This is a genomic window from Bradyrhizobium sp. 132 (assembly GCF_023074185.1).
In the GTDB taxonomy this organism is placed as follows: domain Bacteria; phylum Pseudomonadota; class Alphaproteobacteria; order Rhizobiales; family Xanthobacteraceae; genus Bradyrhizobium.
The window spans coordinates 1-12961 of record NZ_JADPKY010000097.1 but is presented as its reverse complement, the minus strand read 5'-3'; the positions used below and the strand labels follow the sequence as shown (position 1 = coordinate 12961).

The following is a 12961-nucleotide window of genomic DNA, read 5'->3' as shown; positions in this document are numbered from 1 at the left end:
CTGCGCATAATACGAACATGCGAGAGCTGTTCGACATCATCCGCGCCAATCCCTGGCCGTTTGGCGCGGGGCTATTCGTCGTGATCCTGATGATCATTGTCGAGAATTTTGGCCGCTGCATTCGAGGCGACGGCGCCGTCAGCAACTTCTCGGATTCCGATGGCGGCTGCGGCGAGGGAGACCGGCGACTAGACGCGCCCGCGGCAATCGCAGATCGCTTAATCCTCCTGTAGATCCGTCGCGATTCCCGCAAGCCAACGCCGGATCGCGGTTTCCGCCTTAGTATCCAAATCCCGAGCGAGGCGCTTCTCCAGCGCGATCACCCGTTCCCGGCACGCCTTCAAAAGCGTCGCCCCGCGCGGCGTCAACGTCCATTGCTGGATGCGGCCGTGGACAGGATGCGGCGTCATCACAATCGCGCCGTCACGTTCGAGATTACGGATGATGACGCCCACAGTCTGGGGCGTCAGGAAGGTGAGACGGGCGACATCGGCGCCGGACAGTCCCGGATAGGCATTGAGCATGGTCAGCACCGCGAATTGGGGCGAGGTCACGCCGAGATCGGCCAGCGACCGTTCCGTCGTCAGACGGACCGCGGCGTGGGCCTGGCGCAGCAGATAGCCGAGATAACCTTGCTCGCCGCGCTTGCCTTCCCCCGCGGCTGGCACGCGCACCACCGGGGCGGCCGTCGTGGGTGCCTTCCGCCGGGGTTGCGATCTCGTGATATCGGCCGGCTTGCGCGTCATGTAAGAGCTCTTATAATGTGTCAGCGCTCTTACAATATCACGAGGTGAACGGCAATGTCACACGCCCGCAGCGAATACGAGGATTTCAAGCAGATCGCGCCCGACGTCTATGATCTCGTGCTGGCGCTGGGACAGCTCGCGGCCAAGGCCGGCCTCGACAGGCAGCTCCTCGAGCTGGTCAAGCTGCGTGCCTCGCAGATCAACGGCTGCGCGTTCTGCGTGCAGCATCACATCCTGCTTTCGGAGCGGATCGGCGTGCCCGTCGACAAGCTCAATCTGGTCGCGGTCTGGCGCGAGGCGCCGATCTTCTCCGCGCGCGAGCGCGCCGCGTTGGCCTGGGCCGAGGCGCTAACGTTGCTGCCTGATGGCGTCGGCGAAGACGTGTACGCCGAAGCGAGCGGTGAATTCTCCGAGACCGAGCTGACCTACCTGACCTCGGCGGTCGCCTCGATCAACGTCTGGAACCGTTTTGGCGCAGCGTTTCGCTGGACGCCGGCGAAGCGGCCGGTTGCAGCGAATGCCGCGGCGTCCTGATTGCAAAGAGGGGAGGTTGTCATGACTGCAATGAATTTGGCCACCATGCAGTGCCGGGTGCCATCGCGTTCGATCGCGATTACCGTCGCCGGCGGGCTTGCCTGCGCGCTTGCGATCGGCAAGGCGTTACCGGTGACGATGGATGCTGTTTCAGGCGCGCTGGCGCCGCTTTGTGCCACCGCCGCCGAAAGTTCGCCGCTCGACAAAGTCGAACCGATTGGCTCCTACGCGCTGCCGAACGTGCCGGGCAAGCGCGTCACCATCGTGCGTGTGTTCTATGGTCCTGGCGGGTTCTCGCGGCCGCATCGTCACGCAGGCTCAGTGACCGCCTACATCACCAAGGGCGAGATCCGCTCCCAGCTCGGCGGCGGTCCGGTCGAAACGTTTGGCGTCGGCCAGTCTTTCTTCGAGCCGCCCGGCTCGACCCATCTGGTCTCGGCCAATGCCAGCACCACGGAGCCGGCGGAATTGATCGCGGTATTCGTGGCGGACGAGGGCGCGCAGCTGACGACGTTGCTGGAGTAGCTGGCACTCGCAATCCGCAACCGCCGTTGTTCAAGTCGGCTGCGATCGCTTCAACCGTTTCCATACCGGTGAAAGACCGTATTCGACGGCAGGAATCGCAGCTGCGCCGACAAGGAGTCCAATGACGCCTGAGATGGCTGCCACGACCAACCATTCGACGATACCGGCAATGGAGGGAAGGAGGTGCGCGGCAGCCTCGGTCACGGCATGGACCGTGTGGCCGACCACGGGTGGGCCGTATTGCTCGATGCCGTGCAGGATGATGCCGCCGCCGACCCAGATCATCGCCGCCGTGCCGATGGTGCTCAGCACCGCCAGGAAAGTAGGCATGCCGCGGACGAGCGCACGTCCAAGCAAGCGGATTGCGCTGCCAATGACCGATGCGCCGTCATACCGCGCAAGGGCCACGCCGACATCGTCCGCCTTCACGATCAGGGCAACCACGCCGTAGACTCCAACTGTGATGAAAATGGCGACGAGCGCCAGCACGAGCGCCTGCGTCCAGATGTTGCCCGCCGGAATTGCCGCCAGCGTGATTGCCATGATCTCCGCCGACAGGATGAAATCCGTCTTGATGGCGCTCGCGACCTTCTCGTCCTCGACCGACCGCGCGTTCAACGCAATCGGCTGGAGCTGAGCTTCGTGGTGGCGCGCATGATGCGGCATCACGGCTCCGAGCACCTTCTCGGCACCCTCGTAGCAGAGAAAGGCTCCGCCCAGCATGAGCAGCGGCGTCACCGCGGCGGGAAGGAAATAACCCAGCAACAGGGCAATGGGCAACAGTATCAGCAATTTATTGCGCAGCGATCCAACAGCAATCTTACCCACGATCGGCAGTTCGCGTTTCGAGGCAAAGCCGATCACGTAGTTCGGCGTGACGGCTGCGTCATCGATGACCACGCCAGCCGCCTTTGCTCCCGCCTTGGCCGCTTGGCTCGCTACATCGTCGAGCGAGGCTGCTGCCACCTTTGCAATCGCCGCGATATCGTCGAGAAGACCAATCAGTCCGACACTCATCAACCCTGTTCCTTCGGCCTTCGAGCCGGCGAGGTGTGCGACATCACGCTTTTGCACTGCCCGGCATTGGAACGAGCAAGCCGTCAATTCTCTTCGCCGCCCGATCCTTCGCGCAGGTCCGGCTTGATCACGTCCTCCGGCAGCGCATGTGCGACCGGCTGCGGAGCACCCGCGATCTCCGGGCCAACCTCACGGCCGCGGGCGCGGATCAGGCGCTCATAGGCCGAGACCAGCGTGACGTAAGGACTGACCCAGATCCAGCCGTCGCGGGTGAACAACTGCACGTCGAAATGCAGGTGCATCGAGGTGCCGGCGGGATGGTCGAGATAGTTCGAGACCACGCCGATCTTCTCGCCCTCCGAGACGATGCGGCCATTGAGCAGGCCGTCAGCGTTCAACGCCTGGGGGTTCATATGCATATAGCGGAAGCGGATGTGCTCGTTCCGGCTGTTGACCTGAAGCGTGACGGCCTGGTCCTTCGAGGCGCGAATGACCATCGCATCGCGCACGGCGACGACGCCGCGCTGCTTGGGATCGCAGGCTTCGCGGCCTTCGCCGGGCGGTGGGCATTCGGCCGCGCGGATGTCCTCGCCCTGGTGGCCAAACCCCCCGCCGCATTGCCAGACCTCGAAACTGCGAGATTCGCAGAAATTGTCGCGCCAGGGATAGCCGGTCGTGCTCTCCATCTTGTCGCGCTTGGCATAGGATTGCGAGCGTACGAACGCGGGCGCCTTCTCGAGAGGAAAGCGGATCTGCGCATAGGCCATCACGTCGGGATGTCCGCCCTGCTTGCGATAGCCGGTGTTCGGGATGATGTCGCCGCTTGGCCGATAGGTGAAGTCCGGGGAACGCTGCGTGGGACGATCGAGAATGTTGGAAGCAATGTCCGTCAGCGGCCGCATGCGCTGGCCGCCGGCAACGTGCAGCGCCTTCAGGAAACGCTCGGCGACCGGATAGGCTTCCTTGCAGGCAAGCCGCCGCGGCTTGGCGACGCTGTCGAGGCATTGGATCGACACCACATAGGCGACGCCGAAACGGGTGAAAGCGTAGCGCACATAGCCTTCCCGTATGAACTTGCGCAGGTCCGGATAAAGCGCTGCGAGCGATTTGACCTGCTCGCCCTTGCCGCCCGAGGGATCGGCGACGTCGTAGACGAGCGCCGAACCCGTGATCTGCACCTCGACCGGCCTTGCGAACACCCGGCTCGGCATGCCGTCGCCGGCGCCGGGCTCGAACGAGAAGGTTGCGCTGTAGCCGGCGGGGCCGGCATCGAACATGTCGACAGAATTGAAGTCAGCCTGGTAGCGCGATAGCGCGAGAGTCGCCGGCGCGCCATTGCGCAGCGCCTCGAAATAGGCGGCGGCGTCGAACGGCAGCAGCACGGGCACGGAGCTGCGGGCGATGCCGGTGAAGAATTGTGAGGAGATCGCGTTGAGCTGCACCAGCGCCGGCATCGCGCGCGGATCGTAGCGCGGCACCGAACGACGAGGCGCGAAGATGAAATCGTCCGCGGCCCGGCGACGGGCGTTGATTTCGGTGCGGAGCTGGTCGAGCGCCGCCCGCCAATCGACGCGCAGGGCCGTGAGCGAGGGGCTGCGGAATTCATCCGCAGCGAGCGGAGAGGCAATGAGGAGCGAAAGCGACGCCAGAAGTTGCGAGACGAAGCGGAAACCCTTCCCAACCACTGTCTCGCCTCCCGGCGGCACCTGTTGCGCTCGCTCTGTTCCCCGTCAGTCCTTGGCGCGCTCGGAGTAGGAGCCGTCTTCAGTCATCACCACGATGCGGGTGCCGACCGCGATGTGCGGCGGAACGGTGGTGCGCACGCCGTTGGACAAAATCGCGGGCTTGTAGGACGAAGAGGCGGTCTGGCCCTTGGTCACGGGCTCGGTCTCGACCACTTCCAGCGTAACGCGCTGCGGCAACGCGATCGACACCACGTTGACGTCATGCGTCGACAATTTGACCGTCATGCTCTCCTGAAGATAGGCCGCGGCGTCGCCGATCACGTCCTTGGACACCTGGACCTGGTCATAGGTCTCCGGGTTCATGAAGTGGAAGCCCTCACCATCTTCATAGAGGAAGGTGAAGTTGCGCTCTTCGATCGTGGCCTTCTCGACCTGATCGGTGGTCTTGTAGCGCTCCGAGATCTTTACCCCGTCCGAGATTCGGCGCATTTCGATCTGGCTGACCGGGGTGCCCTTGCCGGGATGGATGTTCTCGGCGGTCACGACGACATATAGCTTGCCGTCTTGCTCGATCACGTTGCCCTTGCGAATAGAACTGGCGATGACTCTCAAAGCTAAATTTCCTGCTTGCTTGGCCCGGCTCCGGCCAGGACGTGATCAAATCTCGGGGGGACTCGGGGTCTCAAATCGGACCTCGGCGACCGTTTCGGGCCGCAACATACTGATTTTGCCGGTGGATGCCAGCATTTTGCTCAAAGCGGGGGCGGCCGGTTAATGGCTGGGGACAAGCCGATCTCACCGTTCTGGTCGCCCGGGCGGCATCTCGACCGCCGGCCGTTCCTTCAGGCCAGGGGGGCCATCACCGGCGCTCTCCGGGGCTTTTTCGTCGAGCAGGGCTTTGTCGAGGTCGAAACCTCCGTCCTGCAGGTCTCCCCGGGCAACGAGACCCATCTGCACGCCCCCCGGACGGAGATCATGCGGCCCGACGGCAGCCATGCCAGCCGATACTTGCGGACCTCGCCGGAATTCGCCTGCAAGAAGCTGCTGGCGGCCGGGGAGACCCGGATTTTCGAATTCGCCCGGGTGTTCCGCGACCGCGAACGGGGCGACCTGCATCTGCCCGAATTCACTATGCTGGAATGGTATCGGGCAGACGCCCCCTATGACGCCATCATGGCCGATTGCGTCGTTCTCATCGCCCGCGCGGCGCAGGCGACCGGTATCGGCACCTTCGCCTTCCGCGGCCGCACCGCCGATCCCTTCGCCGAGCCGGAGCTCATGACGGTTGCCGGCGCCTTCGAGCAGTTTGCGGGGATCGATCTGCTTGCGACCATTTCCGGCGACCAAGGCGACCGCGCCGCGCTCGCTCAGGCGGCTGCCGGCAAGGTCCGTGTGGCCGGGGACGACACCTGGTCGGACATCTTCAGCAAGGTCCTGGTCGAGCATGTCGAGCCGCATCTGGGGCAGGGGCGTTTGACCATTCTGTTCGAATACCCATCTCCAGAGGCGGCGCTGGCGCGTGTGAAGGCCGGTGATCCCCGCGTTGCCGAGCGGTTCGAGGTCTATGCCTGTGGCGTGGAACTCGCCAACGGCTTCGGCGAATTGACCGACGCAGACGAGCAGCGCAAGCGCTTTACGGACTCCATGGCTGAGAAGCAGCGCCGCTACGGCGAGGCCTATCCGCTGGACGAGGACTTTCTGGCCGCGGTCGCCGCAATGCCGGAGGCGAGCGGCGTCGCGCTCGGCTTCGACCGGCTGGTGATGCTGGCGAGCGGCGCATCGCGAATTGATCAGGTGGTCTGGACGCCGCCTGCAAATGAAACGTTAAGTGAGACATGACGAAGACCAACCTTGCACGCACATTGCGCGAGCCGGCCGAACTTGTGGCCGAGCAGCTTGTATCTGCCGAAGCGCTACCCGCGCTCGAACGTGTCGCCGCGCGCTACGCAGTTGCGATTACGCCGGCGTTGGTCGAACTGATCGACAAATCCAGTCCCGACGATCCGATCGCGCGGCAATTCGTTCCGACTGCCGCGGAGCTGGAGATGCAACCGGGCGAGAACGCCGATCCGATCGGCGATCATCCGCACTCGCCGGTCCCCGGGATCGTGCATCGCTATCCCGACCGCGTTCTGTTCAAGCTTGTTCACGTCTGCGCGGTCTATTGCCGCTTCTGCTTCCGCCGCGAGATGGTCGGGCCCGGCAAGGAGAACGCGCTCTCGGACGGCGCTTATCGCGCGGCGATCGACTACATCCGTTCGCACAGCGAGGTCTGGGAGGTGATCCTGACCGGCGGCGATCCCCTGATGCTGTCGTCGCGGCGAATGAGCGAGATCATGGCCGATCTTGCCGGCATCGATCACGTCAAGATCATCCGCCTTCATACCCGCGTGCCGGTGGCCGATCCCGCGCGCATCAGCGACGAGATGGTCGCGGCGCTGAAGGTTCAGGGCGCGACCACCTGGGTGGCGCTGCACGCCAACCATGCGCGCGAACTGACGGGGCCGGCGCGCGCCGCCTGCGCGCGGCTGATCGATGCCGGAATTCCCATGGTGAGCCAGTCCGTGCTTTTGCGCGGCGTCAATGACAATTTGACCGCTCTGTCGGATTTGATGCGAGCTTTCGTCGAATGCCGGATCAAGCCCTATTATCTGCATCACGGCGATCTCGCGCCCGGCACCGCGCATCTGCGAACGACGCTCGCCGAGGGGCAGGACCTCATGCGGCAGCTACGCGGACGGGTGTCAGGGCTGTGTCAGCCTGACTATGTCATCGACATTCCCGGCGGCGCCGGCAAGTCGCCGGTGGGGCCGAATTACGTGTTGCCGATGCAAAATACCGCACCTGATGCGGGTGATGCGGCGTCGGAAACGCGCTATCGTATCGTGGATTATTGCGGCGACAGTCATCTCTATCCGCCCGAGACCTGAGCGGTGGCAGAGGAGACGCCGGCTTGAGGAATGGAGGAGAGACATGAAGAAGATCATGATGGCAGTATCGCTCGTGGTCTTGCTCGGCGGCGCGGCGGTTGCGCAGACCGGCGGCACCAAGGGATCCACGTCTGGGGGTGCGGCCTCCGGATCGGTGCCACAGGCGCCGGTGGGCCATCGCCAGCCGCGCGCCGGCGACGTACCGAACGAGAAGAACCTGAGCGACCCGAACGATCCCCTCAGCAAGGAAAATCAGGCGCTCGACAAAAAGATCAAGAGCATCTGCCGCGGCTGCTAGGCGCCGGAGCAGCGGGCAGGGTGCGACAGCCTCACCCCGCCCGCGTTTGCTTTGGCCCTACGCTGTACGCTCGTGCAGTCCGGCGCTTTTGGTGTTGCGGCGGATCTCGACCGCGTCAGCGAGCTGCTCGAGCACGATTGCCGTGGTCGCCCAGTCGATGCATCCGTCCGTGATGCTCTGGCCATAGGTGAGCGGCTTGCCCGGTACCACGTCCTGGCGCCCGGCGACGAGATTGCTCTCGATCATCACCCCCATGATGCGGTTCTCGCCGCCGGAAATCTGCCCGGCGATGTCGGCCGTCACAAGCGGCTGGTTTTCCGGCTTCTTGCTCGAATTGGCGTGGCTCGCATCGACCATCACGAGCGGCGCGACGCTCGCTTTCGCCAGATCGTTGCACGCCTCCGCGACGCTTGCCGCATCGTAGTTCGGCTTGCTGCCGCCGCGCAGGATGATGTGACAATCCTCGTTGCCCGCGGTCGAGGCGATCGCCGAGCGGCCGAGCTTGGTCACCGCCATGAAATGATGCGGATGCGAGGCCGACTTCACCGCGTCCGCCGCAATTCGCACGTTGCCGTCGGTGCCGTTCTTGAAGCCGACCGGGCAGGACAGCCCCGAGGCCAGCTCGCGATGGATCTGGCTCTCGGTCGTGCGGGCGCCGATCGCGGCCCAGGACACGAGGTCGGCGATGTATTGAGGCGTCGTCATGTCGAGGAATTCGGTGCCTGCGGGCAGGCCGAGATTATTGACCGCAGAGAGCACGTTGCGCGCCAGCCGCAGACCCCTGTTGATGTCGAAGCTGCCGTCCAAATCAGGATCGTTGATCAGGCCCTTCCAGCCGACAGTGGTGCGCGGCTTCTCGAAATAGACCCGCATCACGATCTCGAGCTGGTCGGCGAGCTCTTCGCGCAAGCTCGCGAGGTGCTCGGCGTATTCGAGCGCGGCCCTGGGATCATGCACCGAGCAGGGGCCGACCACGACAAGAATCCGGTCGTCCTGGCCATTGAGGATCGCATGGATGGCGTTGCGCGCCGCCATCACCACGCGCGTCGCGGTGAGCGTGCGCGGGACTTCCCGCATCACCTCTTCCGGCGTGCTCAGCTCTTTCAGTTCGCGGATACGAAGATCGTCGGTCGTGCTCAGCACGGCGGGCTCCTGTCATTTTGAGAACCTGCCGGCCAATAAAAAAGCCGCCAGGTCTGGCGGCTGTTCGGACTAGATGCTGCAATTTGTCAGATTGAGCGTGATCCTCCCACCGCCAGCGAGCTGTCGTAGCTAAAGTACCAATAAAAGCTGGTGGCGACGGTGATCATGGTCAGTCATATAGCGCGCGATCGGCGGGTTGTCACCCCCCAAGCGAGGTGAGGGCCACGGGGCGCCTCAACTGTTGCTTTTGCGTGCCGCCAAAGCCATGCCGATCAGGGTGGCGCCCCCGAACAGCAGGTTGATGCCGACGAGGATGCCGATCGCCCATTCCGCCGAGCTCGGCAATCCCGTGATCACCATGAACGAGATCGCGATGTCGACGAGGCCCGCGATCAGGAGCCACGACCAGCGGCCGCCCGACTCGCGCCGGTGCTGCAGCGCGTACATGATGGTGGCGACGCCCTCGGCGAGGAAATAGGCGCCGAGCACGATGGTCAGCGTCAGCACCGCCTGCATCGGCCGCGCCAGCAGCAACATGCCGGCGAGCACGGCGAGCGCGGCCGAGATCAGCGACCACCAGAAGCCCGGCGTGCTGCGTGCCCAATAGGTCGCGATCAATCCGCCGATGCCGCTGACCAGGAACATCCAGCCAAGGAAGATCGTAATCGCAAGGCTTGCGAGCGGCGGCAGGATCAGTGCGGCAACGCCGAGAACGACAAGCAGGATGCCTTCGAACAGGAAGGCTTTCCAATGTGCCTTGACCGTTCGGCTCATGGCGGATTGCAGCCGGGAAAAATCCTCAGGTGATGTCATCGGCGGGCTCCAGATCGACAGGCGTGCGCTCAATCTAGTACGCGCACATCGCGCTTGCCATCCCGCGGTTCAGCCGCCGCCGTGCGCTGACGAAAAACCTTCCCCGCTGGTGCGGATGCGGTTGCGGCCGAGAACATAGATCGCGGTCGTGACGATCAGAAGTGCGAGGCCTAGCAGGATAGAGACCAGGCCGATCGGGATCAGGGCCAGCGTCAGATTGCGCTCGGGGTTGACGAGCCAGTGATGAATCGAGGTCAGCACGAAGGCGAGCCCGAGAAAGCCGACGCCGCCGCCGGCGAGCAGCAGCGCCCACATCCGGCGCAGTTGGCTCAGCCGCTCGCGCGCGACGTCGGTCCGGGGCGCGTGATGGCGCGCGACGCGCCGCACCAGGCGGATGGCGAAGGCGATCGAGCTGAAGCCTATCAGCAGGCTCGCGCCGCCCAGCCACATCCGCAGTGTCGGATCGAGATCCGGCATGCGCTGCAGGGTCAGCAGCGGGAAGTCGAAGGCCGAATGCAGGGCGAGCGGGCCTGCGAAGATCAGCAGGCGGCTGGAGAGGCGGGCCCAGTCGCGATGATGGCGGTTCGCACCCAGCGCCGTGCCGGCACGCGCGATGGTCAGATAGGCGCCGGCGATGATGCCGAGCGCGCCGTGGAACGGCACGGTCAGCACGCTGCGCAAGGCGGCCAGCGAGCGCCACATCTCGGCGTGCTGGACGAGATAGGCGAGGTTCTCGTAGGCGGCAAAGCCGAGGCCAACCGCGGCACCATAGACCACGGTGTCCATCGGATTGGCGAAGGTCCGCCGCTTGGTCGAGGCGACCAGCACGATGGCGATCACCTTGACCGCTTCCTCCGGCAGCGCGACGCCGAAGATCGAATGCATGGCCAGCGCCGCCCAGGGATTGTCGGGGGCCGCGACCATCTTGGCGAAGGGGGCGCGGGCGAGGCCCAGCAGCGAAATGCTGGCTGCGCCGAGCAGGAACGCGGTCCAGACCTGGGCCGGCGGTCCCGGCCGTTCCTCGGCGGCAATGACAAGCCACAGCATCAGCAGCGCCGGGGCGATGGCGGCCGTTCCGATGACCGTGGGTAACGCTTCAATCAGGTACATCGGCGCCGAAAATAGGTCCCCTTGATCCGCTTATCTACATTCACCAATGCGACCATGTGTCATGCGCCTGCTGTCGGCTCGCTTAACAGGCGTGACAGCCTGCGTTCATCCGCGTCGCTGGTGAGGTCAAGAATGCGGAGCGCAATCAATTGCATGGCAGGACATGTTCGTTATCCATGGCAACGGTCGCGCGCCAGATATCGCGGCGCGATTGATGAGCCAGATCAACGAAATGCGCAGGTTTCTTCGATTCACGATGCACGTGTCCCCGCGGGAAGTCCAGAGCAACGCGGGGCCGGGCGGCCGGCCTGGTCACGCTTCGTCGTGCGTGCGCGGGGGTGGCGACGCGATCCGGCGTGCCCGGACCTGCTCAAGCTCCCAGAAGGCGCGCACGAGGCACGTGCCCAGGCAGAACACGATGAGCAGCAGCAGGAAGGCCTGATCAACGGCGGGGGTCTGTACCATGGCATTGATAAAGCAACGGCCATGCCATGCGTTCCCGTTCCGTCGGTGGCCGCCATTGCGGCCTTCAGTGGGTGGTGAACGGCGGCGGCGCGTTGGGCGCGATGTCGAAGGCGCCGAGGTGGAATTCCTCGCCGATGGATGCGTTCGGCTCGGAATGTTCCGCCATCAGCGTGAACGCAGCCTGCGGGTATTGCTTCCAGATATCGAGATCGCCGGCGGTGATGGTGAGCCAGCCGAACGTGTACATGTAGCGTCCGGGCTCGGTGACCCGGCCGACCCTGTCCCAAGTGATCTTGTCGAGTCTGGTTTTGCCGAGTCCGATCTTGTCGACTGCCATTCGGTCCCCCGATCGCAGGTCTGCAAATGATGTCCGGCACGAGGGCGGACCCTCAAAAGCTGATCCCGGAATGGGGCCGCGATAGGGCAGCGAGGCGGAGGATCAGGCCGATTGCAGCATGGGCGTACGGACAATCAGCCGGACGAGGTCGTCCCGCGACTGCCTTTCGGCGAATTTGACCGCAAAGCCGTGCTCGAATTTGCGGATCATGCGCCCGCCGCAGGCGCCGACCGCAAGCGGCGTTCCCATCGGCGGGTCGTACTCGCTGGATATCGCAACGCCGGCCGTGGAAACGTCGATGATGAAGCAGGCATGGGTGCTGCCGTCGGCAAGCGCCAGGAAAGTATGGGCGACCTGCGGAACGAAGCGCGCGTCATTCCGCAGCTCCAGGACGCTGGCGTCCTTCTGCTTCTTCTCGAGCCAGGTCAGCTTTTCCGACATCCAGGCGCGCCGGGCCCGCGTCATGTCGAGCTCCATCAGGAAACCCGATTTCAGCGTCGCGCTGATGGTGCACTGGAATTCACCAAAATCCTGGAAGTAGGAGGTCACGCGCTCGCCGATCCTGCCGACCACGGGAACGTCGACCATCATGCGGAAGGGCGAGACGCGGCTGGTGCGGCAGGCGAAGGTGCGGAGCTTGCCCTCGCAATCGTACCAGCGCGGCAGCGAGTAGCTGCCGCTCACGGTGACTTGCACTGCACGCTGCCTGAGGAAGTCTGCGACGGACATAGGCGCCAATCGTGTTTCGGAATATTTCCGTAGATCCACGGTAGCGATCAAATTCTAAGCAAATGATACCGGCGCTCGCGAGCAGGGGTAAATTTCTGGTAAATGCACCGACCGGAGCGCGCGGCATAGCGCCGCGATTGTCAGGCCCGCGATCTCACGATCGCGTCATCCGAGCAGTACCAGCACAGCCAGCGCGTAAAGGGCGAGGGCGAACTTGGTCGTCGTGCAGGTCAGGCTGTCGGGTCGGATCTTTAGTCCCCTCGCTCTTCTGCTCGCCATCGTCGAAACGTTCGCAACGCGCGCGACGCGGCGTGCACTGCCATGGGATCAGGTGCAGCCCCCAAAAGCTCTATGCAAGAAGGAAATCGTGCGACGTGAGTGCGACTTGGCTATGCACAATGACGTCGTTGCCAGGACTGAACGCGATCGTGCTTTCGTGAGTTGTTGGATCGAACGCAGAGATGCTGAGCTGACTGAGATTTGTGATGCCCAAGGCGCTCACATCAATGTGGTCGGTCCCCGAATTTGACCCTGCCACACCTTGTGCGCCCTGACCAAAATCCTCGATCCTGTCGTGACCGCTGTTGAAATTGAAACGGAACGTGTCGTTGCCGCCTCGCGCTTTGCCA

The 12961-nt window shown here is 64.1% G+C and carries 16 protein-coding genes and 1 pseudogene; 6 read left to right on the top strand and 11 right to left on the bottom strand.

Translation table 11 applies throughout. The features are described 5' to 3' along the window. Positions 1-17 precede the first annotated feature (17 nt). Positions 18-233, top strand: a complete 216-nt coding sequence (locus IVA74_RS18800) for a hypothetical protein (RefSeq protein ID WP_247347061.1) — start codon at positions 18-20, stop codon at positions 231-233. Here the strand turns inward: IVA74_RS18800 and IVA74_RS18795 are convergent. Continuing rightward, positions 219-746, bottom strand: coding sequence for a MarR family transcriptional regulator (locus tag IVA74_RS18795; protein ID WP_247347060.1), 528 nt, complete (start codon positions 744-746; stop codon positions 219-221). The two genes, IVA74_RS18800 and IVA74_RS18795, sit on opposite strands and share 15 nt — an antisense overlap. A 54-nt stretch (positions 747-800) precedes the next feature. Between IVA74_RS18795 and IVA74_RS18790 the strand changes: the two genes are divergently transcribed. Both IVA74_RS18790 and IVA74_RS18785 read left to right on the top strand, forming a co-directional pair. Next, positions 801-1280: a carboxymuconolactone decarboxylase family protein gene (locus tag IVA74_RS18790; protein ID WP_247347058.1), complete on the top strand. Its 480-nt coding sequence runs from the start codon at positions 801-803 to the stop codon at positions 1278-1280. Between the two features lie 21 nt (positions 1281-1301). Beyond that, the gene (locus IVA74_RS18785; protein WP_247347056.1) at positions 1302-1805 is read left to right on the top strand and encodes a cupin domain-containing protein; all 504 of its coding nucleotides are present in this window, start codon (positions 1302-1304) and stop codon (positions 1803-1805) included. 30 nt (positions 1806-1835) lie between these two features. Here the strand turns inward: IVA74_RS18785 and IVA74_RS18780 are convergent, their stop codons facing one another. From IVA74_RS18780 to efp, 3 genes are all read right to left on the bottom strand, one after another. Continuing rightward, positions 1836-2822: a DUF808 domain-containing protein gene (locus IVA74_RS18780; RefSeq protein WP_247347226.1), complete on the bottom strand. Its 987-nt coding sequence runs from the start codon at positions 2820-2822 to the stop codon at positions 1836-1838. A gap of 83 nt (positions 2823-2905) precedes the next feature. Next, a complete protein-coding gene (locus tag IVA74_RS18775; protein ID WP_247347055.1) occupies positions 2906-4528 on the bottom strand; it encodes a M23 family peptidase in 1623 nt (540 codons plus the stop codon). A 24-nt stretch (positions 4529-4552) separates the two neighbouring features. Then, positions 4553-5119, bottom strand: a complete 567-nt coding sequence (gene efp / locus IVA74_RS18770; RefSeq protein WP_247347054.1) for an elongation factor P — start codon at positions 5117-5119, stop codon at positions 4553-4555. A 162-nt stretch (positions 5120-5281) separates the two neighbouring features. On the opposite strand from efp, the gene epmA reads away from it, so the two are divergent. The 3 genes from epmA to IVA74_RS18755 are packed head-to-tail and all read left to right on the top strand — an operon-like array spanning position 5282 to position 7735. Next, positions 5282-6346: an EF-P lysine aminoacylase EpmA gene (gene epmA / locus IVA74_RS18765; RefSeq protein WP_247347049.1), complete on the top strand. Its 1065-nt coding sequence runs from the start codon at positions 5282-5284 to the stop codon at positions 6344-6346. Then, complete coding sequence (locus IVA74_RS18760) at positions 6343-7437, top strand: lysine-2,3-aminomutase-like protein (RefSeq protein ID WP_247347047.1); 1095 nt, start codon at positions 6343-6345, stop codon at positions 7435-7437. The genes epmA and IVA74_RS18760 overlap by 4 nt, the downstream gene beginning before the upstream one ends. A 43-nt stretch (positions 7438-7480) precedes the next feature. Further along, positions 7481-7735 carry a hypothetical protein gene (locus IVA74_RS18755; protein ID WP_247347037.1) on the top strand — a complete coding sequence of 85 codons (255 nt, stop codon included), beginning with the start codon at positions 7481-7483 and terminating at the stop codon, positions 7733-7735. 57 nt (positions 7736-7792) lie between these two features. Here the strand turns inward: IVA74_RS18755 and IVA74_RS18750 are convergent, their stop codons facing one another. The 7 genes and pseudogenes from IVA74_RS18750 to IVA74_RS18720 all read right to left on the bottom strand — a co-directional run. Next, on the bottom strand, positions 7793-8878 hold the full coding sequence (locus IVA74_RS18750; RefSeq protein WP_346730956.1) for a 3-deoxy-7-phosphoheptulonate synthase: 1086 nt from the start codon (positions 8876-8878) through the stop codon (positions 7793-7795). 234 nt (positions 8879-9112) lie between these two features. Then, on the bottom strand, positions 9113-9691 hold the full coding sequence (locus IVA74_RS18745) for an HdeD family acid-resistance protein (RefSeq protein ID WP_247347035.1): 579 nt from the start codon (positions 9689-9691) through the stop codon (positions 9113-9115). Positions 9692-9760: 69 nt separating this feature from the next. Further along, positions 9761-10801, bottom strand: a complete 1041-nt coding sequence (locus IVA74_RS18740) for a PrsW family glutamic-type intramembrane protease (protein ID WP_247347027.1) — start codon at positions 10799-10801, stop codon at positions 9761-9763. 312 nt (positions 10802-11113) lie between these two features. Then, positions 11114-11266, bottom strand: a complete 153-nt coding sequence (locus tag IVA74_RS18735; protein ID WP_247347026.1) for a hypothetical protein — start codon at positions 11264-11266, stop codon at positions 11114-11116. A gap of 64 nt (positions 11267-11330) precedes the next feature. After that, on the bottom strand, positions 11331-11603 hold the full coding sequence (locus IVA74_RS18730) for a hypothetical protein (protein ID WP_247347025.1): 273 nt from the start codon (positions 11601-11603) through the stop codon (positions 11331-11333). A 102-nt stretch (positions 11604-11705) separates the two neighbouring features. Further along, complete coding sequence (locus tag IVA74_RS18725) at positions 11706-12332, bottom strand: PilZ domain-containing protein (protein ID WP_247347024.1); 627 nt, start codon at positions 12330-12332, stop codon at positions 11706-11708. Positions 12333-12681: 349 nt separating this feature from the next. Further along, positions 12682-12961: pseudogene (locus IVA74_RS18720) on the bottom strand (calcium-binding protein); the annotation flags it as partial.

Bases quoted from the DNA above. Each gene is read 5' to 3' on its own strand.
- IVA74_RS18800 (WP_247347061.1), top strand. From the start codon at position 18: ATGCGAGAGCTGTTCGACATCATCCGCGCCAATCCCTGGCCGTTTGGC.
- IVA74_RS18795 (WP_247347060.1), bottom strand. From the start codon at position 746: ATGACGCGCAAGCCGGCCGATATCACGAGATCGCAACCCCGGCGGAAG.
- IVA74_RS18790 (WP_247347058.1), top strand. From the start codon at position 801: ATGTCACACGCCCGCAGCGAATACGAGGATTTCAAGCAGATCGCGCCC.
- IVA74_RS18785 (WP_247347056.1), top strand. From the start codon at position 1,302: ATGACTGCAATGAATTTGGCCACCATGCAGTGCCGGGTGCCATCGCGT.
- IVA74_RS18780 (WP_247347226.1), bottom strand. From the start codon at position 2,822: ATGAGTGTCGGACTGATTGGTCTTCTCGACGATATCGCGGCGATTGCA.
- epmA (WP_247347049.1), top strand. From the start codon at position 5,282: ATGGCTGGGGACAAGCCGATCTCACCGTTCTGGTCGCCCGGGCGGCAT.
- IVA74_RS18760 (WP_247347047.1), top strand. From the start codon at position 6,343: ATGACGAAGACCAACCTTGCACGCACATTGCGCGAGCCGGCCGAACTT.
- IVA74_RS18755 (WP_247347037.1), top strand. From the start codon at position 7,481: ATGAAGAAGATCATGATGGCAGTATCGCTCGTGGTCTTGCTCGGCGGC.
- IVA74_RS18745 (WP_247347035.1), bottom strand. From the start codon at position 9,691: ATGACATCACCTGAGGATTTTTCCCGGCTGCAATCCGCCATGAGCCGA.
- IVA74_RS18740 (WP_247347027.1), bottom strand. From the start codon at position 10,801: ATGTACCTGATTGAAGCGTTACCCACGGTCATCGGAACGGCCGCCATC.
- IVA74_RS18735 (WP_247347026.1), bottom strand. From the start codon at position 11,266: ATGGTACAGACCCCCGCCGTTGATCAGGCCTTCCTGCTGCTGCTCATC.
- IVA74_RS18730 (WP_247347025.1), bottom strand. From the start codon at position 11,603: ATGGCAGTCGACAAGATCGGACTCGGCAAAACCAGACTCGACAAGATC.
- IVA74_RS18725 (WP_247347024.1), bottom strand. From the start codon at position 12,332: ATGTCCGTCGCAGACTTCCTCAGGCAGCGTGCAGTGCAAGTCACCGTG.